The organism is Streptomyces sp. NBC_00454, from assembly GCF_041434015.1.
In the GTDB taxonomy this organism is placed as follows: Bacteria; Actinomycetota; Actinomycetes; order Streptomycetales; family Streptomycetaceae; genus Streptomyces.
On sequence record NZ_CP107907.1, the window covers coordinates 4,490,499 to 4,510,685 of the forward strand.

Below are 20,187 nucleotides of genomic sequence, written 5' to 3' on the forward strand. Positions count from 1 at the left end.
GAAACTTTTCACATGAGCCTTAGCCGCGCCCCCCGCCGCAGCCGCTCGACCAGCGGCCGCGCCATCCTGCTGACCGCGGTGACCCTCGCAAGCGCCCTCACCCTCACGGCGTGCGGCGATTCGGGCAGCGGCAGCAAATCCTCCGGTTCCGCCGGAGGCAACTACGTGACCGGCTCCAACGGCGTCTCCACGGTCGCCAAGGCCGACCGGATCGACGCCCCCAAGCTCGACGGCGAGACGGTCGACGGCAAGACCCTGGACACCACCACCCTCAAGGGCAAGGTCGTCGTCCTCAACGTCTGGGGCTCCTGGTGCCCGCCGTGCCGGGCCGAAGCCCCGAACTTCGCCAAGGTCTCCCAGGAGATGGCGGACGCGGGCAAGGACGTCGCCTTCGTCGGCCTCAACACCCGGGACAACAGCAAGCAGAACGCCGTCTCCTTCGAAGAGACCTACAAGATCGCCTACCCGAGCCTCTTCGACCCGGACGGCAAGCAGATCCTGCGCTTCCCCAAGGGCGCGCTGAACCCGCAGGCCATCCCCTCCACGATCGTCCTCGACAAGGACGGCAAGATCGCCGCCCGCACCCTGGCGGCCGTCAACGAGGAGCAGCTGCGCTCGATGATCGAGCCCGTCCTCGCGGAGAAGTGACCTCGTGGTCACCGAGCTCTCCCAGGTAGTCCTCGCCGCCGAACAGACCGGCGTCAACGCCACCGTCCTCAACGGCGCCCTGCTGCTGGCCATGCCGATCGCGCTCTTCGCCGGCCTGGTCTCCTTCTTCTCGCCCTGCGTGCTGCCCCTGGTCCCCGGCTACCTCTCCTACGTGACCGGCGTCGGCGGAGCCGACCTCGCCGAAGCCCGGCGCGGCCGGATGCTGGGCGGCGCGAGCCTGTTCGTCCTCGGCTTCACGGCCGTCTTCGTCTCGACCGGCGCGCTGTTCGGCTACTTCGGGCAGACCCTCGACGCGAACAAGGTGCTCATCTCCCGGATCCTCGGCGGCCTGGTGATCCTGCTGGGCCTGTTCTTCATGGGCGCGATCCCCGGCCTGACGATGCGGGAATTCCGCTTCCACAAGAAGCCGGCGGTCGGGCTGATCGGCGCGCCCGTGCTCGGAGTGCTCTTCGGCCTCGGCTGGACCCCCTGCATGGGCCCGACCCTCGCGGCCGTCGGCACGCTCTCCCTCGACCAGGCCACGGCGGGCCGCGGCGCGCTGCTGACCACCGTGTTCTGCCTGGGACTGGGACTGCCCTTCATCGCCACCGCCCTCGCCTTCCGCAAGGCGCTCGGCGCGTTCGGCTGGGTGAAGAAGCACTATGCGTGGGTGATGCGCATCGGCGGCGGCATGCTGATCCTGACCGGTCTGCTGCTCGTCACAGGAATGTGGAGCAGCATCGTCAGCGACATGCAGAGCTGGACCCAAGGCTTCACGGTGGGGATCTGAGGACTACACGGACATGAGTACGACCGACAACGCGCCCTCCGGGGCGCCGAACGATTCCGCCGATTCCGCCGAGGCCTCGGCGGAGGCCTCCGCCGAAGCGGCCGCCGGCGCACAGCTGTCCACCGCACCCCTGGAGGACGCCCCCGGCGGACCCGTGGGCATCGGTGTGCTGGGCTGGGTCCGCTGGTTCTGGCGCCAGCTCACCTCCATGCGGGTGGCGCTGATCCTGCTCTTCCTGCTGTCCCTGGCCTCCATCCCGGGCTCGCTGGTCCCGCAGAACCAGGTCGACCTGATGAAGGTCGCCGCCTGGAAGAAGGAGCACGCCTCCTGGGCCGGACTCGCCGAGAAGCTCCAGCTCTTCGACGTCTACAGCTCGGTGTGGTTCTCCGCGATCTACCTGCTGCTGTTCATCTCGCTGATCGGCTGCATCCTGCCGCGCTCCTGGCAGTTCGTGGGCCAGCTCCGCGGCCGCCCGCCGGGCGCGCCCAGGCGGCTCGACCGGATGCCCGCGTACACGACGTGGCGCACGGACGAGTCCCCGGACGAGGTGCTCTCGTACGCCCGTACCCTGCTCGGCGGCCGCCGCTTCCGGACGGAGGCGGGCCAGGGCTCGGTCTCCGCGGAGAAGGGCTACCTGCGCGAGGCCGGGAACCTGATGTTCCACGTCGCGCTGATCGTGATGCTGGTCGCCTTCGCCTGGGGCCAGTACCTGAGGTCCGAGGGCGGCAAGCTCGTCCTGCGCGGCCAGGGCTTCTCGAACACGCTCACCCAGTACGACGACTTCAAGTCCGGCAGCCTCTTCGACCCCGAGGACCTGCCGCCGTTCTCCTTCACCCTGGACAAGTTCGACGCCACCTACGAGCGCAGCGGCCCGCAGAAGGGCACCCCGCGCGACTTCAAGGCGTACGTCACCTTCACCAACGGCGCGCACGGCAAGCCGGAGAAGCGCGAGATCCAGGTCAACAAGCCGCTGGAGGTGGACGGCTCCAAGGTCTACCTGCTCGGCCACGGCTACGCGCCGATCATCTCGGTGACCGACTCCACCGGCAAGGTGATCTACAAGGACGCCGTGCCGATGCTGCCGCAGGACGGCAACCTGACCTCCTCGGGAGCCGTCAAGGTCACCGACGGGTACAAGAACAAGGACGGCAAGTCCGAGCAGCTCGGCTTCCAGGCCGTCTTCGTGCCGACGTTCGCGGGCGCGGGCCACGGCACGATGTTCTCCCAGTTCCCGGAGCTGGACTCGCCGGCCCTCGCGCTCAACGCGTACCACGGCAGTCTCGGCGTGGACTCGGGCCTGCCGCAGAACGTCTACCAGCTGGACACGTCCAAGATGGAGATGTTCAAGGGCGAGGACGGCAAGCTCTTCACCCAGCGGATGCTCCCCGGCGAGTCGATGAACCTGCCGGGCGGCGAGGGAGTCGTGAAGTTCGAGGGCATCGAGCGCTGGGCCACCTTCTCGATCACCCAGCAGCCCGGCAGCGGTCTCGCCCTCGCGGGCGCCATCGCCGCCATCGGGGGCCTCGCGGGCTCCCTGTTCATCCAGCGCCGCCGGATCTGGGTCCGGGCGGTCACCGGGAAGGACGGCGTGACCGTCGTCGAGATGGCGGGCCTCGGCCGCAGCGAGTCCGCCAAGCTTCCCGAGGAGCTGTCGGCGCTGGCCGGCGCGCTCCACGAGCAGGCGCCGAGCGCGGCGCCCGCCCCACCTGTCGCACCACCTGCCGAAGCAGCCGAAGTAGTCGAAGGGGAGCGCGCGTGATGCAGCTCGCGGCCGCAACCAACGAGAGTCTGGCCCACCTCAGCAACAACCTCATCTATGCGTCGATGGCGGTCTACACCCTCGCCTTCCTCGCCCACATCGCCGAGTGGATCTTCGGCAGCCGCAGCAAGGTGGCCCGTACGGCCGCCGCGCTCACCACCACGTCCCAGGCCGATGCCCCCGCCGTGCAGGTGCGGAGCAAGGGCGGCACCGCCGTCCTCGACAAGCCGAAGGTCGTCACGCGCAGCGCCGCCGGCACCCGCGACGTCCCGGACGGCCCCGGCGCGGCCGGCGGCACGGTCCAGGGCGACCTGTACGGGCGGATCGCGGTCTCGCTGACCACCCTCGGCTTCCTGCTGGCGACCGGCGGGGTCCTCGCCCGTGCGATGTCCGTGGAGCGGGCCCCCTGGGGCAACATGTACGAATTCTCGATCACCTTCTCCACGGTGGCCGTCGGTACGTACCTGGCGCTCCTGCTGCTGAAGAAGAACGTCCGCTGGCTCGGCCTGCTCCTGGTCACCACCGTCCTGCTGGACCTGGGCATCGCCACCACGGTGCTCTACACGGACAGCGACCAGCTGGTCCCGGCCCTGCACTCGTACTGGCTGTACATCCACGTCTCCACCGCGATCTTCTGCGGCGCGGTCTTCTACATCGGAGCGGCCGGAGCGGTCCTGTACCTGTTCCGCGACTCCTACGAGGGCAAGCTCGCGGGCGGCGGCCAGCCGGGCCGCTTCGCCACCTCGGTCATGGAGCGGCTGCCCTCGGCGGCCTCGCTCGACAAGTTCTCGTACCGCATCAACGCGGCCGTCTTCCCGCTGTGGACGTTCACGATCATCGCGGGCGCGATCTGGGCGGGCGACGCGTGGGGCCGCTACTGGGGCTGGGACCCCAAGGAGGTCTGGTCCTTCATCACCTGGGTCGCCTACGCCTGCTACCTGCACGCCCGTGCCACGGCCGGCTGGAAGGGCCGCAAGGCCGCGTACCTGGCGCTGTTCGCCTTCGCGTGCTGGATCTGGAACTACTACGGCGTCAACATCCTGCTGAACGGCAAGCACTCGTACGCCGGAGTCTGACCCGCAGCCCTTACGGGGCCGCGGCCGCCCTGAGGGGTGGCTGCGGCCCCGTTCGCGTGTCTGTCTGTCTGTCCGTCCGCCCGTCAGAGGTCCCGCTCCAGTACGTAGGCGCCGCGCGCCCCGGGAGCCCCGTAGAAGAAGTAGAGCTCCAGGCTCTGGCGTTCGTCGCGCCGCAGCTCGAAGGTCCAGCGGTACGCCTCGGGCGGGGCCGGCAGGTCCGTCTCGTGCCGCATCTCGGACCGTGCCCCGGCGCCGGTGCGGGCGGGGAGGTCCAGGCGGACGTGCTGGCCGAGGTTGCGGCCGGCCGGCTGGGCGCCGGTCAGCTTCCACGTGCCGGCGCCCGAGAGGCGCCAACCACTGCCGTAGTCGCGTTCCTGGCCGTCGAGCAGGGTGACGGCGGCCGTGCCGTCGGAGCGGAAGACGACTTCGGTGCCCTCGACGCAGCGCCAGGTGCCGATGATCTCGGTGGTCTTGGCGTCGAAGACGGTGGGGACGGGGTCGGTGTCCAGCGGGGCGTAGCCGGTCACGGCGAGCAGGGCGGCGACGAGCACCGCGTAGGCGAGCAGGTTGCGCAGGACCGTGTCGAGAATCCGCGGTCCGCCGCCGTGCCGAGAAAGCGATTCCCCCATGGGGCCATTCTGTCAGCACCCTTGAACGCGTTCAATTGTGCTCTCGGTCACACCCGTCTCCGGTGGTGCCCGCCGCGCCGCTCACCAGGCGGGGCGCAGGGCCGGGAGCGGCCCGTCCCCGTTCAGGGTGCGCACCAGTCGGCCGAGCTCGGCGCGCAGTGCGCCGAGGTCGACGCTGCCCCGTCCGAGCTCGGCCTCCAGCTCGTGCAGGACCCGCCCGGCGGCGCGGAGGTGGTCGTTCGCGGCCCCGGTCAGTACGACCAGCTTGCGGCGCCCGCCCTCGGGGTGCGGCTCGCGGCGCACGTACCCGCGCCGCTCCAGGTCGTCGACGATCTGCCCGGCGGCCTGCTTGGTCACGCCGAGCCGCTCGGCGAGCTCGGTCGCGGTCGCGCCGGGCCCCTTGAGGGCCTGGAAGGCCATGCCGTGCAGGGGGCGCAGATTGTCGGCGTGCCCGGACTCCTCGAGGCGGCGGGTGAACTCGCCGAGCAGCAGCTGGAAGCCGAGGCCGAGCAGGAAGGTCAGCTCGATGCGGTCGTCGCTTTGGTGGGTGGTCACGGAAACATGGTGACACGGGCGAGTCAAGCTGCTTTACTTGCATCAAGTAAAGGCGCTTTACTCGCCTGTCCGCCATGCCGACCAAGGAGCCGTCTTGCGCGTCATCACCACGTCCCCCGAGCATGTCATCACCACCCCCAACGCGACCATGACCGGCCTCGCCTCGCCCAGCCGGGGCAGCGCGGAGCTGAGTACCTGGCACGCCGCCATCGCCGCCGGGATCACCGGCCCGGAGCACTCCGTCAGCCGTGAGCAGGTGTGGACGGTCATCGCCGGAGCCCTGGACGTCACCTGTGGCGGCCGGACCGAGAAGGTCGCCGTCGGCCAGGTCGTGGTCCTGCCCCCGGACGTCCTGCGCCGCGTCCACGCCCTCGAGGACACCGAGGTCTACGTCGCCATGCGCGCGGACGGCCTCGTATCGGTTCCGGGCACCGAGGGCAGCCGCCCTCTGCCGTGGGCGGTGTGAGCCGCGCGGCGTCCCCGTAGGGCTCAGCCCTTCCCCTCGGTAGGGGTCAGTCCTTGCCCTCGGTAGGGGTCAGTCCTTGCCCTCGCCCTGCTCGCGCCGCTTCAGCTCCTCCTCGCGGCGGCGCAGGTCCGCCTCCCAGTCCTTGAGGAGGCTCTCGTCCTTCTTGTTCTCCTCGCGGAGGGCCTTGAGGAACTCCGGGTTGTCGTCGGGGGCGACCCACTCCTGGCGGTGGCTGCGGTGCCACTCGGAGGGGGTGCGGCCGCCGGCCGGGACGGTGCGCAGCTTGCCCGCGGCGAACCAGACGATCGGGCCGACGATCCAGAAGAGCAGGATGATGATGACCCAGACGACCTTGGGGAGGTGCTTGGCCTCGTCCTCGGGGGTGTTGAGGCAGTCGATGAACGCGTAGATCGTCAGCGCCAGCGGCAGGATGAACATCAGCGCCCGGATCATGCGGAACAGCCCCCTGGAAGCAATGGCGGGGCTCGAATCGACGGCCCCGGTGATACGTCAAGCGTAGCCGGTGACCGATACTGGGCCCCATGGCTTACGACGATCTCCGCTCGCTGCTCCGGGCCCTGGAGCGGGAGGGCGACCTCAAGCGCATCAAGGCCGAAGTGGACCCGTACCTAGAGGTCGGGGAGATCGTCGACAGAGTGAACAAGGCGGGCGGACCCGCGCTGCTCTTCGAGAACGTCAAGGGCTCGGCGATGCCGCTGGCCATGAACGTCTTCGGGACCGACCGGCGGCTGCTCAAGGCGCTGGGGCTCAAGTCGTACGCCGAGATCAGCGAGAAGATCGGCGGCCTGCTCAAGCCCGAGCTGCCCCAGGGCTTCATCGGGGTCCGCGAGGCCTTCGGCAAGCTCGGCTCGATGGTGCACGTGCCGCCGAAGAAGGTGAAGGGCGAGTCCGCGCCCGTCCAGGAGGTCGTCCTCACCGGGGACGACGTGGACCTGGACCAGCTGCCGGCCCTCTTCACCTGGCCCAAGGACGGCGGGTCCTTCTTCAACCTGGGCCTGACGCACACCAAGCACCCCGAGACGGGCGTGCGCAACCTGGGCCTCTACCGCCTCCAGCGCCACGACAAGCGCACCATCGGCATGCACTGGCAGATCCACAAGGACAGCCGCAACCACTACGCGGTCGCCGCGGCCCGCGGTGAGCGGCTGCCCGTCGCGATCGCCTTCGGCTGTCCGCCGGCCGTGACGTACGCCTCGACCGCGCCGCTGCCGGGCGACATCGACGAGTACCTCTTCGCCGGGTTCGTGGCGGGCAAGCGGATCGAGATGGTGGACTGCAAGACGGTCCCGCTCCAGGTCCCGGCCCACGCCGAGGTGGTCATCGAGGGCTGGCTGGAGCCCGGGGAGACCCTCCCCGAGGGCCCCTTCGGCGACCACACCGGCTTCTACACCCCGCAGGAGCCCTTCCCCGCGCTGAAGATCGACTGCGTGACGATGCGCAGGCGTCCGCTGATCCAGTCGATCGTGGTCGGCCGCCCGCCGACCGAGGACGGTCCGCTGGGCCGCGCGACGGAACGCTTCTTCCTGCCGCTGCTCAAGATCATCGTCCCGGACATCGTGGACTACCACCTCCCCGAATCGGGCGGCTTCCACAACTGCGCGATCGTCTCGATCGACAAGAAGTACCCGAAGCACGCGCAGAAGGTCATGCACGCCATCTGGGGCGCCCACATGATGTCGCTGACCAAGCTGATCATCGTGGTGGACAAGGACTGCGACGTCCACGACCTCCACGAGGTCTCCTGGCGGGCGCTGGGCAATACGGACTACTCCCGCGACCTCACCGTCGTGGAGGGCCCGGTCGACCACCTGGACCACGCTTCCTACCAGCAGTTCTGGGGCGGCAAGGCGGGCATCGACGCCACGAAGAAGCTGCCGACGGAGGGTTACACCCGGGACGGCGGCTGGCCTGACATGGTCGAGTCCGACCCGGCTACGGCCGCCCTGGTGGACAGTCGCTGGAAGGAGTACGGCCTGTGAGCCCGATCGCAATGGGGGGTCCGGCCCTCTTCATCGGCACCGACACGGTCTACGTGGCCCTGGTGCGCCCGGAGCTCGACCCGGCGGACCCGGGCGTCCGGCTGGCCGCCGAGCAGGCGGGCGTGTCGCCGGAGGAGTTCGCGGGACCCGGCAACGTCTGGGCCCTGATGCTCGACGAGGGCGGCGAGGGCGACGGCTTCGAACTGCCCGGCGCGCGCGACATCGAGGCGGACGATTTCGCGGAGCAGCTCCAGCGCTCCCTGGCGGCGGCCGAGCCCTTCACCGCCGAGGCCGGCAACTTCCTGCGCCTCGAAGCCCGCCCGGCCGGCGACGCCTGGGTGGTCACCGCCCGCGTCACCCCGCCCGAGGGCCACGAAGACGGCGCCGCCCCCCAGACCCTGGAGCTGGGCGCGCTCCCGGCGGCGGAACTGCTGGCCGACCTCGAAGAGTTCCGGAGAGCCCTCGCATGATGACGACCGCCGACGAACTCATCGGCTCGTCCGGCCCGGCGCCGCAGCCGACCGGCAAGGTCAAGGCCTTCCTGCGGCTCGTGATGATCGAGCACTCGGTCTTCGCGCTGCCCTTCGCCTACATCGCCGCGCTCACCGCCATGTTCACGCTCGACAAGAGCATGCACTGGGGCAAGCTGCTGCTCGTCACCGTCTGCATGGTCGGGCTGCGGACCTTCGCGATGGCCGCCAACCGGATCATCGACCGGGAGATCGACTCGCGGAACCCTCGTACTCAGGGGCGGGAGCTCGTGACGGGCGCCGTGTCCGTGCGCTCCGCCTGGACCGGGGCCGGGATCGCGCTGGTGGTCTTCCTCGGGGCGGCGGCGCTGCTCAACCCGCTCTGCCTGATGCTGGCGCCGATCGCCGTCGTGCCGATGGTGGTGTACCCGTACGGGAAGCGGTTCACGAACTTCCCGCACGTCATCCTGGGCATCGCCCAGGCGATGGGACCGATCGGGGCCTGGCTCGCGGTCACCGGCGAGTGGTCGTGGGACGCCGTCATCCTCGGCCTCGCGGTCGGCGTGTGGATCGGCGGCTTCGACCTGATCTTCGCCTGCCAGGACGTGGCCGCCGACCGGGCGGAGGGCGTCAAGTCCGTCCCGGCCCGCTTCGGCATCCCGGCCGCCCTGTGGGGCGCCCGCGGCGCGCACGTCGTCACCACGGCCCTGCTGGCCTGGTACGCCGTCGCGACGGACGCCGGGCTGCGGTTCTGGTTCGGCCTGCTGATCGTCGTAGGAGCCTTCCTCTACGAGCACACCATCGTCAGGCCGCACGACCTGTCCCGTCTGAACAGGGCGTTCTTCACGGTGAACGGCTTCATCGGCATGGCGCTCTTCGTCTGCGCACTGGCGGACCTGGTGTCGCGGGGTCTGTCCCTGTAACTCGATCGTGTGTGCCCTATCGGATCCGGCGGTTCGCGGCCTGCCGGGGCGCTAGCGTGCGGTCGTGACCACGCCCGAAGGCCAGCCTCTGCACTCACGACTCAGCAGGTTCGAGGACATGTTTCCCGGTCACCGCACGGAGATCGTCGAGGGCGCCGTCGTGATGACTCCGCTGAGGCCGAGCGACAACGCCACCGTCTTTGCTGTGTGGAGGGCGTTCGAGGCTCAGTTGTCCGATGAGTGGGGCTTCATCAGCGACGTCGCGGTCCCGTTCGACGGCGACAACGAGTTCTGCCCGGACCTTGCGGTGATTCCTGCTACGGAGGCGGACAGGAACCTCAGCGCCTACCCGCCCGACCTGGTCGAGCTGGTCATCGAGGTCGTCTCCCCGAGCAGCGTGCGCAATGACTACGAGGTCAAGGATCGGGCCTACGCCCGGCGCGGTATCCCGCACTACCTGATCTTCGACCCGTACAAGGCCCAGTGCACGACCCTGTGGAACCCGGGGCCCGACGGCTACCGGGGGCGCGACGTGTTCCCGTACGGGGAGACGGTCACGGTGGAGACGGGCATCGGCAAGGTCTCGGTGGATACGGCCGCGCTGCCCATCGACCGCGGCACCGCCTAGGCCGCCACCGCCACGCGCGGGCGAGTCAGTGCGGCCACGCCCGCGCCGGCCAGCAGGCCGAAGAGGTGGGCCTGCCAGCTGACCGTCGAGTCCGCCGGGAGGGCTCCGGCCAGGAACGTGGTGCCCCAGACCGTCGCGATCACCACGGCCACCACGACGCCGAGCGGGCTGCGCTCCACGAAGCCGCGTATCAGCAGGTAGCCGAAGAGGCCGAAGATCAGGCCCGAGGCGCCCGCCGTGATGCTGTGGGACGGGGATATCAGCCAGACCGCCAGCCCGTCGGCGAGGACGATCGCGACGCAGACGGCCAGGAAGCGGCGTATCCCGCTGAGGGCGGTGACGAAGCCGAGGACCAGCAGCGGGACGCTGTTCGAGGCCAGGTGGTCGAAGCCGAAGTGCAGGAACGGGGCCAGGGGTATCGCGGCCAGCCCGTCCGCCTCGCGCGCGGTGATCCCGTAGGCGTCGAGGGCGTGGCCCGTGGCGTAGTCGACGAGCTCGATGAGCCACAGCAGTGCGACCCAGCCCAGCATCAGCAGACCGGCGGCCTTGGCCCGGTCGAGCCCTCGCACGTCGCTCATGGCGCCCCCGCCCCCCTTCTCACCCGCATGTGTCCATCCCTTGAACGTCCGGCCACCTTAGCCAGTGCCCATTCCCGGTGGCCGGATAGTCTCGGAGGTATGACTGAGGGCAAGCGCACCCCGTGGGTGGTCGGGGTTTCCGGGGCGTCCGGGACGCCGTACGCGGCGGCCGTGCTCCGTGGGTTGCTGGCGGCGGGCGAGAGCGTGGACCTGGTGGTGAGCCGGGCCTCGCGCCTGACGCTGCTGGACGAGACGGGGATCGCCTTCCGCGACGCGCACTGGCGGGACGACCTGGCCGAATGGCTGGAACGCGGGGCGGACGGGAAGCCCGCCACGTTCGGGAGGCCGGAACTGGACGGCGTCCGCTACTGGGGCGCCGGCGATCTGGCGGCCGGGCCGAGCAGCGGCTCTTACCCCGCTCTGGGGATGCTGATCGTGCCCGCGTCGACGGCCTGCGTGGCCGGCGTGGCGCTCGGGCTTTCGAAGGACCTGCTCCAGCGGGTGGCGAGCGTGACGCTCAAGGAACGGCGCCGGCTGGTGGTCGCGGTGCGGGAGACCCCGCTGAGCGGGCAGACGCTGAAACATCTGGTGACGCTGGACGAGGCGGGCGCAGTGGTGCTGCCCGCCTCTCCGGCGTTCTACGCGGGTGCGACGCACATCCAGGATCTGGTGGATTTCGTCGCGGGGCGGGTGCTCGACGCGGCAGGGGTGCCGCATCAGCTGTACCGCCGTTGGAAGGGGGAGCTCGGAGGCTCCCGCCTTCCCGAGGGGTCGAGCGGGTCGAGCGGGGCAAGCGGCGGTGCTTAGCGCTTCTTGCTGCGCCCCGGCTTGCGGGTCTTGTCGACGCGGTGGGCGGCGGCGGGCTGGTCGGTGCGGGATCGGTTGGCCAGCTCCTGGAGCTGTCGCATGTGTGCGTAGGCCATCTCGATCGTGTACACGGTGAACCACTCCTGAAAATTGTCAGATCATCGTTGATCTGTTGAAAGATTCACAGGGTGTCGACCCTGTGTGCCTTTGATTCTATACGTAAACTGGTGGGATCGCCGAATAATGGAAGGCTCCAGGTATATGGACGCGGTGGACAGGCAGCTCATCCAGGCACTTCGTGAGAACGGACGTGCCTCGTACGCGGAGCTGGGCCGGCTCGTGGGCCTCTCCGGCCCCAGCGTCACCGACCGGATCAACCGGCTGGAAACCGCCGGGGTCATCACCGGCTACCGGGCGACCGTGGACGCGGCCTCGCTCGGCCTCGGCGTCACGGCGCTCATCGGCATCTCGCTCTCCGACGCGGCGGACCACGAGGACGTGGCCCGCCGACTGCGCGACCTCACGGAGATCGAGGACTGCTGGTTCATCGCCGGCGACGACTCGTACATGCTCAAGGTCCGGGCGGGTGACGTGGACGGTCTGGAGAAGATCATCCGCAAGCTCTCCAGCACCAAGGGCGTCTCGCGCACGCGCACCACGATCGTGCTCTCCACCAAGTGGGAGAACCGGGTCGGGGGGCTGCCCGAGGAGGGCTGAGAGTACGGTGGGGGACGGTCAGGGGCACGAGGACACGAGGACAGATGGAGAGGACCGGCATGGACGCTGGGCTCAAGCGTGAGCTGGAGGAGAAGGTTCGCTCCGGCGAGCGGCTGACCCGTGAGGACGGCATCGCCCTCTACGAGTCGGACGACTTGGCCTGGCTCGGCGGCCTCGCCCACGAGGTGCGCACGCGCAAGAACGGCGACGTCGTCCACTTCAACGTCAACCGTCACCTCAACATGACGAACGTGTGCACCGCTTCGTGCGCCTACTGCTCGTTCCAGCGCAAGCCGGGCGAGAAGGACGCGTACACGATGCGCATCGAGGAAGCCGTTCGCCTGGCCAAGACCATGGAGAACGAGAACCTCACCGAGCTGCACATCGTCAACGGCCTGCACCCCAGCCTGCCGTGGCGGTACTACCCGCGCTCGCTCTCCGCGCTGAAGGAAGCGCTGCCGAACGTCTCGCTGAAGGCGTTCACGGCGACCGAGATCCACCACTTCGAGACGATCTCCGGCATGTCGGCCTCCGACATCCTGGACGAGCTGATCGAGGCCGGTCTGGAATCGCTCACCGGCGGCGGCGCGGAGATCTTCGACTGGGAGGTCCGCCAGCACATCGTCGACCACCGCACCCACTGGGAAGACTGGTCGCGCATCCACCGCCTGGCGCACTCGAAGGGCCTCAAGACCCCCTCGACCATGCTCTACGGGCACATCGAGGAGCCGCGCCACCGCGTGGACCACGTACTGCGGCTGCGCGAACTGCAGGACGAGACCGGCGGTTTCCAGGTTTTCATCCCGCTGCGCTACCAGCACGACTTCGTGGACATGAAGGACGGCAAGGTACGCAACAAGCTCCAGGCGCGCACGACGATGGCGACGGGCGCGGAGGCCCTGAAGACCTTCGCGGTCTCCCGCCTCCTCTTCGACAACGTCCCGCACGTCAAGGTCTTCTGGGTGATGCACGGCGTGCAGACCGCCCAGCTGGCGCTCCAGCACGGCGCGGACGACATGGACGGCTCGGTCGTCGAGTACAAGATCACGCACGACGCCGACAACTACGGCACCCCGAACAAGCTGGGCCGCGAGGACCTGCTGGAGCTGATCCGCGACGCGGGCTTCCGCCCGGTCGAGCGCAACACGCGCTACGAGATCATCCGCGAGTACCCGGGCCCGGACGCGAACCTGCGCGAGACCCCGCAGGCGATGCGCGTCTGACCTCCGACGCCGGGGCCCCGGTCCCCCTTTCGGGGGGCCGGGGCCTTTTGCGCACCCGATCAGGTAATGGCTACTCTAGCTCTATGACCCTTACGTTCATCTTCGATCCGGCCGTCGACCCCGCCCTGGTCGAAGGGTTCGCCCAGCTCTGGACCGACGTGTCCAACGCCGGCGGCGCGGTCGGCTTCGTGCCGCCCGTCACCATCGAGGACGTCCGCCCCGAGTTGGACAAGCACCTCGCCGCCGCCGCGGAGGGCCGCAGCCGGCTGCTCGTCGGGCGCGACACCGACGGCCGGGTCCGGGCCGCTGCCGTCATCGCACCCAACCAGCACCGGCTCCAGAAGCACGGGGCCTGGGTCTACACCGTCATGGTCGACCCCGCACTCCAGGGCCGTGGCCTCGGCCGCGAGTTGATGACCGCCGTCGCGGACGCCGCCCGCGCGATCGGGGGCATCGAGGCGCTCCGCCTCGGCTGTCGTGGCGGGGCGGGCCTGGAGCGCTTCTACGAGGCGTGCGGCTACAGGGAGGTCGGCCGCGTCCCCGGCGCCATCCGCGTGGCCCCCGGCGACGACCGCGACGACGTCACCCTCCTGCTGTCCCTGTACTAGCGTCTCGGCCGGGTGAGGTGAGGGGGAGGGAGTGAAGGTGTCGGGGTGGGACCTGAGGGCCGTGGCCCTGATCGCATTGCGGGGGACGGAGACCGATCGTCGGCTCTTCGAGGAGGAGGTCGCGGTACAGGAGTGGGAGGTGCTGGAGAAGGAGGGCCCGGCTCTCACGCCGAGCGCCGAGGGCGACTGTTCCTACGTGGTGGAACTCCGGTTCCGCGGCTCCTCGTACCGGGCTGTCACGGGCGCCCGCGAGCGACTGGAGGACCTTTCGGATCGCCTCGTCCTCGATCTGGTGGTGGAAGCCGTTCAGTTGGTGGAGCGGGACCCGCTGGACCTACCCGTCTGGTACGCCTACGAGCCGCCACGACTGCGCCCCTGCACCACTCCGTTGCCGCTGCGCGAACGCTTCCGGGAACGGGCCGTCGACTGGTGGACAGTGACATTCGGCCCGCGCGACAGCGGGCGCCAGGTGCGGGCGCTGGACGAGACCGGAGCACGGGCGCTCGCCGGGCGAGCTCTGCCCGGAGCGCAGTCGGCTCCTCCCGCCGTGAGGGTTCGCCGGTCCATGGGGACCGGACGCCACCCTGACCGACACCCGCCGTCGCGGCGACGCGGCCCCATGCGGCAGTTCGGCATGCTGCGCTTCCCCGTGCTGCTGGCACTGGTGTGCGGGGCCTGGATCGGAGTGCTCTGGGGGCAAGGCGTCGGCGCCTGGTGGCCCGCGCTGCCTTTTCTCGCGGTGGCGGCGGCTGCCGCGGCAGTGGTCCTGCGGCGCGTCGGCCCCGTACTATCCGGCCCGTTCGTCACCGTCGCGGGTGTGGTGCTGGTCGGCGGAGTGGCCGGTGTCGGCGCGAACGGTGTTGTCACGGCGCCGGACGCGGTGACCGGCTTCCGGCTCGTGGTGATCGGCCTGGGATTCGGCTACCTGGTGGGGATGGGCGTGTGGCTCCTGGTCCGGCAGTCGAGCTGGCGCCGCACACTGCCGTGGCTGCTGCCCGCCCTGCTGCCGCTCGTCGCGGTACTACTGCCCGGTCTCGGCCTCACCCTGCCCGCCGCCTACCTCGACGCCTTCGAACTCGACCTGGAGGACGTGGACGTGCCCGCCGTGTGGCGGATGATCGGGGCACTGAGGGTGGCCGTCGCCCTCACGCTCTGGCTGCTCGCCCCTGCTCTGATCGGCTACGCCAAACACCTGCACTTTCTGGTCAGGGACCGGTGGATGCTCTACGCGGTGGCGGCCTTCCTCTCGCTGTACTGCGTGGCCCAAGGCGCGTGGTCCCTGGCCCTGGAACCCGCGGCCGCGTCCGGCTCCCGGGCGGTGGCTGCCGCCGCGGGCGGCCGGACTCCGGCGTTCTACTACGGGATCAAACCGGAGTGGATGTGCGTCCTGCCGGTCACCGACGTGGCCAAGGTGCCTGTCGAAGGCGGGTCGCTCGACCCGGCCAGGGCATATCTCCTGATGGGCGACTCGGGTGGGGCGGCCGTGCTGTGGGACGCCTGGGGAAGGGCCGCGCTCAAGGTTCCGCTTGCATCGGTGCGTCTCGTCCCCGCCGATGCCCCCCGGCGCCCGTGTCCGTAGCTCGGGCGTGCTTCACTGGACGGAAGCGAGCCGACGTACGGCCGTGCGCGAGCAACTAAAACCACGTACCACCACGACGAGAGAGCAGGGTCACCGTGTCCCTCAAGCCCAACGCGACGATCCGGTACACCGCGATGCGCCTGGTGATCTTCGTCGGGTCCCTCGTCTTCGTCGCGGGCATGGTCCGGCTGGGCTGGGTGCCCTCCGGCCTCGGCGACGCCAACCCCGCCTGGGTCGTGCTGCTCGCCCTCGTGATCTCAGCCCCGCTCTCCTTCGTCCTGCTGCGCAAGCAGCGCGACGAGATGTCCGCCGCGATCTCCGGACGCGTCGCCGGCGCGAAGGACAAGCTCGCCGCGAACCGCAGCCAGGAGGACGTGGCCGACGATGCCGCGCGCCTGAGCCAGTAGGACCTCAGTCGGCTGCACCTCAGTCAGCTGCACTTCAGTTAGCTGCACTTCAGTTAGCTGCATCACACATCGAAATGCCTCGGCCGCGGGTTCACCCCGTATTGCCGGGGCTTTCGGCGTTTTTGCGCCCTCTCGTGCTCCCCTTGCTCAAAGGGACCCTTTGAGATTCCCAAAGAAGAAGTGTTAGCGTGCTCAACATGTTGACCGCAGCTGCGCACCCGATGACCACGAGCGTTCCGCTCGTGGCGCGCCTGCACGTCGACCTCTGCCGCCGCGCGTCCGCGGCCTGTTGCTGCTGTCGCTGAGTCCCGCGACCAGCCCCCGGCACAGCAGCGGTCCGCCCGCCCGGCTCTTCGTCCTTCCGGGTGCTGCCGCACCGCATCACCACCCCCACCGCACGCACCGCAGAACCACCCGGAGAGTGTCCGTGTCCGCGTCACCGCAGACCCCTGCCGCAGAGGCCCCCGCCGAGGCCCCGGCCAAGGTCCCCGCGAAGAAGTCCTCGTTCCGATTCCCCTTCTGGGCCCAGATAGTCACCGGCCTCGTGCTCGGTGTCCTCCTCGGCTGGGTCTCCCGCAGCCAGGACATCAGCTGGCTCGGCACCACCCTGGAGCAGATCGGCGACATCTTCGTCCAGCTGCTGAAGCTGGCCGTCGCCCCGCTCGTCTTCTTCGCGATCCTGGTGTCGATCACCAACCTGCGCAAGGTGAACAACGCCGCGCGGCTCGCCTCGCGCACCCTGCTCTGGTTCATGATCACGTCGCTGATCGCGGTCGCCATCGGCCTCGGCATCGGCCTGCTCACCAACCCGGGCTCCGGCACCGGCCTCACCCCGCAGGACGGCAAGCTGCCCAAGCGCCACGGGTCCTGGCTGGACTTCCTGACCGGCATCGTGCCGAAGGACATCATCACGCCGTTCACCGAGCTGAACGTCCTGCAGATCGTCTTCCTCGCCGCCGTCGCCGGTATCGCCGCCCTCCAACTGGGCAGCAAGGCCCAGCCCGTGCTGACCGTCGCCGAATCCGTGCTGGAGCTGCTCCAGAAGGCTCTGTGGTGGGTCATCCGCCTCGCCCCGCTCGGCACCGTCGGCCTCATCGGCACCGCGATCGCCACGTACGGCTGGGACCTGCTCGGCAAGTACGCGACCTTCACCGCCGACGTGTACATCGGCTGCGCCCTGGTGATGTTCGGCGTCTACCCGCTGCTGCTCGCCACCGTCGCCAAGGTCAGCCCGCTCCAGTTCTTCAAGGGCGCCTGGCCCGCCATCCAGCTGGCCTTCGTCTCGCGCTCCTCGGTCGGCACCATGCCGGTCACCCAGAAGGTCACCGAGCGCCTCGGCGTCCCGAAGGAGTACGCCTCCTTCGCCGTCCCGTTCGGCGCCACCACCAAGATGGACGGCTGCGCCGCGATCTACCCGGCGCTCGCCGCGATCTTCATCGCGCAGATCTTCGACGTGCAGCTGGGCATCGGCGACTACCTGCTGATCGCCTTCGTCTCGGTCGTCGGCTCCGCCGCCACGGCGGGTCTGACGGGCGCCACGGTCATGCTGACCCTGACCCTCTCCACGCTGGGCCTCCCGCTGGAGGGCGTGGGCCTGCTGATGGCGATCGACCCGATCCTGGACATGATGCGCACCGCCACCAACGTGGCCGGCCAGGCGCTGGTCCCGGTCATCGTCGCGGCCCGCGAGGGAATCCTGGACAAGGTGGCCTACGGGACCGCCTCCTCCTCCCCGCTGGACGACCCGGCCCCGGCCGACCCGGCCACGGACGGCGACGCCGACGCCGACACCGATGCAGGCACCGGCACCGGCTCGGAGAGGGTGCTCGTCTCCGCCTGAGGCTCCTGCCCCGCACGGCCTTCCGCTCGCCGCAGCCCCCGCCCCCGTCCGGGCGGGGGCTGTGGCGTTTCCGTGCGGGGTCCTACAGTGCATCGCAATGCACCGCATGGTGTTCCATGGCACGGCGTTGCATGTGCGCGGTGGATCGGGCGAGTTGGGGGTACGTGGGTGAACGGCGCGAAGTTAGCGGGCCGGTACGAGCTGTCCGGGCTCATCGGGGCCGGCGGAATGGGGGAGGTGTGGCGCGGCCGCGACCTGGCCCTGGAGCGGGACGTGGCCGTCAAGCTCATCTCCCGGCCCGGGGACGACAAGCTCGCGCTGCGGCTGCGCGCGGAGGCGCGGGCGGCCGCGGCCCTCTCGGACCCGCACGTGGTGTCCGTACACGACGTCGGCGAGACGTCCATCGACGGCCGGACCGTCGTCTACCTGGTGATGGAGCTCGTCAACGGCCGGCCGCTCGGGGAGAAGAGCGGCCGGGCGGCGGTCGAGGACACGGTGCGCTGGGGCGTGCAGATCTGCGAAGGGCTCCAGGCAGCCCACGGCGCGGGCATCGTCCACCGCGACATCAAACCCGCGAACATCCTGCTCACCGAGGCGGGCCGGATCAAGATCTGCGATTTCGGGATCGCCCGGCAGAGCGGCTTCCAGGGCCTGACGACCAAGGGCTCGGTGACCGGCACTCCCGCGTACATGTCGCCCGAACAGGCCCGCGGCGAGGAACTCGACGCACGCAGCGACCTGTACGGGCTGGGGTGCGTGCTGTACGAACTGCTCACCGGCGCCCCGCCGTTCTCGGGGACGGGCTGGGAGATCCTCGCCCAGCACGCGAACCAGGCCCCGGTACCGGTGCGGACCCGGCGCCCCGAAGTGCCCGCCGGGCTGGACCGGCTGGTCCTGCGGCTGCTGAGCAAGGACGTCGCCGACCGGCCGTCGAGCGCTGCCGACACCGCCGAACTGCTGCGTGCGGTGGTGGAGCCCGCCGACCGGCGGGGTCCCGCCCCGCAGCCCACTCCTACGGCGCGCGACACCGCCGGGCGGACGACCCGGACGGCGGCCGAGCCGCCGGGGTGGGTCCGCGAGCCGGGTCCGGCGCCGGGTCCGGCATCGGCACCCGGCCCCGGTCGCGGGGCCCGTTCGGCCGAGCCGCCCAAGTCGGCCGAGCCGCCCAAGTCGGCCGAGCCGCCCAAGTCGGCCGAGCCGCCCAAGTCGGCCGAGCCGCCCAAGTCGGCCGAGCCGCCCAAGTCGGCCAAGCCGGCCGCGGCGGCGGCCCCGCACACCCCGGTGGTGACCAACATGTCGATCGGGGCGGCCTGGCTGGGCTTCCTCCTGCCCGCGGTGAGCGTGTCGGGCCAGCTGGTCGGCTTCGGGGTCATGCCCGGAGTCTGGGCCGGCGTGGTGGGGGTGGCCATCGGGGTCGTGGTGTGGTTCAGCTCGCTCCTCGTGGGGGAGAGGGACTGGGTGTCGGCGTTCGGAGCGCTGCTCTCGCTGACGGCGGGCGTGGTGGTGCTGGTCTGCCTGCTCCTCGCCCCCCATGTCCCTTGGTGGAAGGCGTGCTTGGCCGGCGCCGGGACCTTTCTGGCGCTCCTGTTCGCGGCCTTCGGCATGCGGAGGCTGGTCACTGCCGTCTCGCGGGCGAAGGAGTCCGAGGCCGCCGTGCTGGCCTGCGACGTCGGGATGGCCGCCGGAGTGCTCGCCGCCTGGCTGCTGCTGGCCCGTACGGAACTCGTGGTGCCGGGCGCGCTGGGTGTAGGCGCCGGGTGCTGGCTCCTGTTCGGATGCGTCGCGGGTTGGCTGATGCCCCCGCGCCGCGCGTGATCCCGAACCGCCTCACTCCGCCTCACGTGATGCCGGTCCGCCGCGCGGTCAGAGCATCCGGCCGCGGACGTACGCGACGGCCGCCATCAGGGCCGGAAGGACGTACCACCACCGGCCCATGGTCCGGCGGTACACCGGGAGGAGTGAGAGCAGCAGCCCGACGGCGGTGATGCCCACCACCGCGTAACCCAGGGCTTCGGCGTCCTCGCGCCGGCGGTCGTCGCCCGGGTCCACCGGTGCGGCCAGCAGGATGGTGAACAGGTACACCGCGGGCAGGTAGACGAGGGCGAGGGGCACCCCCAGCACCCACCGCAGACACCCCTGGTCCTCGGGCAGGTCGATGTTCTCGCGGTTCTCGCGGTGAAAGATCATCGCGTTCCCCCGGGGTCAGCCGCTGGGCTGGGTGGCGAAGAGTTCGAGGTGGCCGCAGCGGGGGCAGCGGGCGGCCTCGACGCGGTAGCGCTTCTTGCCCTTGATGAAGCGGCCGAAGGCGCCCGTGCGCAGCTCGCCCTCCACCCACCGGGTGAACCCGCTGGGGGCGGTGATGTCGTCCAGGAGGCCCTTCTCGAGGCCGGTGGCGGAGCATTGGGTACACGTGACTATGTCCATGCGCGGAGTCTAGGAACGAAGCCGCGGAAGGTCCGACTTCGCTTGGCCCGGTAGAGGCGG

At 70.2% G+C, this 20,187-nt stretch carries 25 protein-coding genes; 18 read left to right on the forward strand and 7 right to left on the reverse strand.

Annotated features, from left to right (window positions below; all coding sequences use genetic code 11):
* Positions 1–12 precede the first annotated feature (12 nt).
* From OHU74_RS20850 to ccsB, 4 genes are read left to right on the forward strand one after another with little or no spacing between them, the layout of a single operon-like run.
* Entirely contained in the window at positions 13–648 is a 636-nt protein-coding gene (locus OHU74_RS20850; RefSeq protein ID WP_371617313.1) for a TlpA family protein disulfide reductase, read from the forward strand.
* 4 nt (positions 649–652) lie between these two features.
* Positions 653–1,438, forward strand: coding sequence for a cytochrome c biogenesis CcdA family protein (locus OHU74_RS20855; protein ID WP_371617314.1), 786 nt, complete (start codon positions 653–655; stop codon positions 1,436–1,438).
* A 13-nt stretch (positions 1,439–1,451) separates the two neighbouring features.
* Positions 1,452–3,197 carry a cytochrome c biogenesis protein ResB gene (locus OHU74_RS20860; RefSeq protein WP_371617315.1) on the forward strand — a complete coding sequence of 582 codons (1,746 nt, stop codon included), beginning with the start codon at positions 1,452–1,454 and terminating at the stop codon, positions 3,195–3,197.
* Complete coding sequence (gene ccsB, locus OHU74_RS20865) at positions 3,197–4,273, forward strand: c-type cytochrome biogenesis protein CcsB (protein WP_371619751.1); 1,077 nt, start codon at positions 3,197–3,199, stop codon at positions 4,271–4,273. Before OHU74_RS20860 ends, ccsB begins: the two co-directional genes overlap by 1 nt.
* Before the next feature lie 83 nt (positions 4,274–4,356).
* On the opposite strand, the gene OHU74_RS20870 is transcribed toward ccsB, so the two are convergent.
* Both OHU74_RS20870 and OHU74_RS20875 read right to left on the reverse strand, forming a co-directional pair.
* A complete protein-coding gene (locus OHU74_RS20870) occupies positions 4,357–4,902 on the reverse strand; it encodes a hypothetical protein (protein ID WP_371617316.1) in 546 nt (181 codons plus the stop codon).
* An 81-nt stretch (positions 4,903–4,983) separates the two neighbouring features.
* Positions 4,984–5,457 carry a MarR family winged helix-turn-helix transcriptional regulator gene (locus tag OHU74_RS20875; protein WP_371617317.1) on the reverse strand — a complete coding sequence of 158 codons (474 nt, stop codon included), beginning with the start codon at positions 5,455–5,457 and terminating at the stop codon, positions 4,984–4,986.
* A gap of 94 nt (positions 5,458–5,551) precedes the next feature.
* On the opposite strand from OHU74_RS20875, the gene OHU74_RS20880 reads away from it, so the two are divergent.
* On the forward strand, positions 5,552–5,923 hold the full coding sequence (locus tag OHU74_RS20880; protein ID WP_371617318.1) for a cupin domain-containing protein: 372 nt from the start codon (positions 5,552–5,554) through the stop codon (positions 5,921–5,923).
* A 69-nt stretch (positions 5,924–5,992) separates the two neighbouring features.
* Here the strand turns inward: OHU74_RS20880 and OHU74_RS20885 are convergent, their stop codons facing one another.
* On the reverse strand, positions 5,993–6,376 hold the full coding sequence (locus OHU74_RS20885) for a PLD nuclease N-terminal domain-containing protein (RefSeq protein ID WP_371617319.1): 384 nt from the start codon (positions 6,374–6,376) through the stop codon (positions 5,993–5,995).
* A gap of 89 nt (positions 6,377–6,465) precedes the next feature.
* Here OHU74_RS20885 and OHU74_RS20890 point away from each other — a divergent pair, with 89 nt between their 5' ends.
* The 4 genes from OHU74_RS20890 (at position 6,466) to OHU74_RS20905 (ending at position 9,944) form a co-directional block, all read left to right on the forward strand.
* Positions 6,466–7,923 carry a menaquinone biosynthesis decarboxylase gene (locus OHU74_RS20890; RefSeq protein ID WP_371617320.1) on the forward strand — a complete coding sequence of 486 codons (1,458 nt, stop codon included), beginning with the start codon at positions 6,466–6,468 and terminating at the stop codon, positions 7,921–7,923.
* A complete protein-coding gene (locus OHU74_RS20895) occupies positions 7,920–8,393 on the forward strand; it encodes a hypothetical protein (RefSeq protein ID WP_371617321.1) in 474 nt (157 codons plus the stop codon). The genes OHU74_RS20890 and OHU74_RS20895 overlap by 4 nt, the downstream gene beginning before the upstream one ends.
* Entirely contained in the window at positions 8,390–9,316 is a 927-nt protein-coding gene (mqnP, locus tag OHU74_RS20900; RefSeq protein WP_371617322.1) for a menaquinone biosynthesis prenyltransferase MqnP, read from the forward strand. The genes OHU74_RS20895 and mqnP overlap by 4 nt, the downstream gene beginning before the upstream one ends.
* Before the next feature lie 64 nt (positions 9,317–9,380).
* Positions 9,381–9,944, forward strand: a complete 564-nt coding sequence (locus OHU74_RS20905; RefSeq protein WP_371617323.1) for a Uma2 family endonuclease — start codon at positions 9,381–9,383, stop codon at positions 9,942–9,944.
* Here the strand turns inward: OHU74_RS20905 and OHU74_RS20910 are convergent.
* Positions 9,941–10,522 carry a rhomboid family intramembrane serine protease gene (locus OHU74_RS20910; RefSeq protein ID WP_371617324.1) on the reverse strand — a complete coding sequence of 194 codons (582 nt, stop codon included), beginning with the start codon at positions 10,520–10,522 and terminating at the stop codon, positions 9,941–9,943. The genes OHU74_RS20905 and OHU74_RS20910 overlap by 4 nt on opposite strands.
* Before the next feature lie 99 nt (positions 10,523–10,621).
* Here OHU74_RS20910 and OHU74_RS20915 point away from each other — a divergent pair, with 99 nt between their 5' ends.
* Positions 10,622–11,329, forward strand: coding sequence for a UbiX family flavin prenyltransferase (locus tag OHU74_RS20915; protein WP_371617325.1), 708 nt, complete (start codon positions 10,622–10,624; stop codon positions 11,327–11,329).
* Here the strand turns inward: OHU74_RS20915 and OHU74_RS20920 are convergent.
* Entirely contained in the window at positions 11,326–11,460 is a 135-nt protein-coding gene (locus OHU74_RS20920) for a hypothetical protein (protein WP_266785800.1), read from the reverse strand. The genes OHU74_RS20915 and OHU74_RS20920 overlap by 4 nt on opposite strands.
* A 130-nt stretch (positions 11,461–11,590) precedes the next feature.
* On the opposite strand from OHU74_RS20920, the gene OHU74_RS20925 reads away from it, so the two are divergent.
* The 8 genes from OHU74_RS20925 (at position 11,591) to OHU74_RS20960 (ending at position 19,518) form a co-directional block, all read left to right on the forward strand.
* A complete protein-coding gene (locus OHU74_RS20925; protein ID WP_330297958.1) occupies positions 11,591–12,046 on the forward strand; it encodes an Lrp/AsnC family transcriptional regulator in 456 nt (151 codons plus the stop codon).
* Between the two features lie 59 nt (positions 12,047–12,105).
* Entirely contained in the window at positions 12,106–13,269 is a 1,164-nt protein-coding gene (mqnE, locus tag OHU74_RS20930) for an aminofutalosine synthase MqnE (RefSeq protein WP_330297959.1), read from the forward strand.
* Positions 13,270–13,352: 83 nt separating this feature from the next.
* Entirely contained in the window at positions 13,353–13,877 is a 525-nt protein-coding gene (locus OHU74_RS20935) for an N-acetyltransferase family protein (protein ID WP_371617326.1), read from the forward strand.
* Between the two features lie 37 nt (positions 13,878–13,914).
* Positions 13,915–15,456 carry a hypothetical protein gene (locus tag OHU74_RS20940; protein WP_371617327.1) on the forward strand — a complete coding sequence of 514 codons (1,542 nt, stop codon included), beginning with the start codon at positions 13,915–13,917 and terminating at the stop codon, positions 15,454–15,456.
* Between the two features lie 134 nt (positions 15,457–15,590).
* Positions 15,591–15,863, forward strand: coding sequence for a DUF4229 domain-containing protein (locus tag OHU74_RS20945; protein ID WP_371619752.1), 273 nt, complete (start codon positions 15,591–15,593; stop codon positions 15,861–15,863).
* A 221-nt stretch (positions 15,864–16,084) separates the two neighbouring features.
* A complete protein-coding gene (locus OHU74_RS20950) occupies positions 16,085–16,168 on the forward strand; it encodes a putative leader peptide (protein ID WP_330301006.1) in 84 nt (27 codons plus the stop codon).
* A 122-nt stretch (positions 16,169–16,290) separates the two neighbouring features.
* Positions 16,291–17,703, forward strand: coding sequence for a dicarboxylate/amino acid:cation symporter (locus OHU74_RS20955; RefSeq protein ID WP_371617328.1), 1,413 nt, complete (start codon positions 16,291–16,293; stop codon positions 17,701–17,703).
* Between the two features lie 168 nt (positions 17,704–17,871).
* Positions 17,872–19,518, forward strand: a complete 1,647-nt coding sequence (locus OHU74_RS20960; protein ID WP_371617329.1) for a protein kinase — start codon at positions 17,872–17,874, stop codon at positions 19,516–19,518.
* 48 nt (positions 19,519–19,566) lie between these two features.
* On the opposite strand, the gene OHU74_RS20965 is transcribed toward OHU74_RS20960, so the two are convergent.
* Positions 19,567–19,890 (reverse strand): hypothetical protein, encoded by a 324-nt coding sequence (locus OHU74_RS20965; RefSeq protein ID WP_371617330.1) that lies wholly within the window; start codon positions 19,888–19,890, stop codon positions 19,567–19,569.
* Between the two features lie 15 nt (positions 19,891–19,905).
* A complete protein-coding gene (locus OHU74_RS20970; RefSeq protein ID WP_371617331.1) occupies positions 19,906–20,127 on the reverse strand; it encodes a hypothetical protein in 222 nt (73 codons plus the stop codon).
* Positions 20,128–20,187: the final 60 nt, after the last annotated feature.

Excerpts from the sequence above, each read along its gene's own strand:
- OHU74_RS20945 (WP_371619752.1), top strand. The coding sequence starts at position 15,591 with ATGCGCCTGGTGATCTTCGTCGGGTCCCTCGTCTTCGTCGCGGGCATG.
- OHU74_RS20915 (WP_371617325.1), top strand. The coding sequence starts at position 10,622 with ATGACTGAGGGCAAGCGCACCCCGTGGGTGGTCGGGGTTTCCGGGGCG.
- ccsB (WP_371619751.1), top strand. The coding sequence starts at position 3,197 with ATGCAGCTCGCGGCCGCAACCAACGAGAGTCTGGCCCACCTCAGCAAC.
- OHU74_RS20965 (WP_371617330.1), bottom strand. The coding sequence starts at position 19,890 with ATGATCTTTCACCGCGAGAACCGCGAGAACATCGACCTGCCCGAGGAC.
- OHU74_RS20970 (WP_371617331.1), bottom strand. The coding sequence starts at position 20,127 with ATGGACATAGTCACGTGTACCCAATGCTCCGCCACCGGCCTCGAGAAG.
- OHU74_RS20925 (WP_330297958.1), top strand. The coding sequence starts at position 11,591 with ATGGACGCGGTGGACAGGCAGCTCATCCAGGCACTTCGTGAGAACGGA.
- OHU74_RS20860 (WP_371617315.1), top strand. The coding sequence starts at position 1,452 with ATGAGTACGACCGACAACGCGCCCTCCGGGGCGCCGAACGATTCCGCC.
- OHU74_RS20910 (WP_371617324.1), bottom strand. The coding sequence starts at position 10,522 with ATGAGCGACGTGCGAGGGCTCGACCGGGCCAAGGCCGCCGGTCTGCTG.
- OHU74_RS20935 (WP_371617326.1), top strand. The coding sequence starts at position 13,353 with ATGACCCTTACGTTCATCTTCGATCCGGCCGTCGACCCCGCCCTGGTC.
- mqnE (WP_330297959.1), top strand. The coding sequence starts at position 12,106 with ATGGACGCTGGGCTCAAGCGTGAGCTGGAGGAGAAGGTTCGCTCCGGC.
- OHU74_RS20885 (WP_371617319.1), bottom strand. The coding sequence starts at position 6,376 with ATGATCCGGGCGCTGATGTTCATCCTGCCGCTGGCGCTGACGATCTAC.
- mqnP (WP_371617322.1), top strand. The coding sequence starts at position 8,390 with ATGATGACGACCGCCGACGAACTCATCGGCTCGTCCGGCCCGGCGCCG.
- OHU74_RS20890 (WP_371617320.1), top strand. The coding sequence starts at position 6,466 with ATGGCTTACGACGATCTCCGCTCGCTGCTCCGGGCCCTGGAGCGGGAG.
- OHU74_RS20950 (WP_330301006.1), top strand. The coding sequence starts at position 16,085 with ATGACCACGAGCGTTCCGCTCGTGGCGCGCCTGCACGTCGACCTCTGC.
- OHU74_RS20850 (WP_371617313.1), top strand. The coding sequence starts at position 13 with ATGAGCCTTAGCCGCGCCCCCCGCCGCAGCCGCTCGACCAGCGGCCGC.
- OHU74_RS20870 (WP_371617316.1), bottom strand. The coding sequence starts at position 4,902 with ATGGGGGAATCGCTTTCTCGGCACGGCGGCGGACCGCGGATTCTCGAC.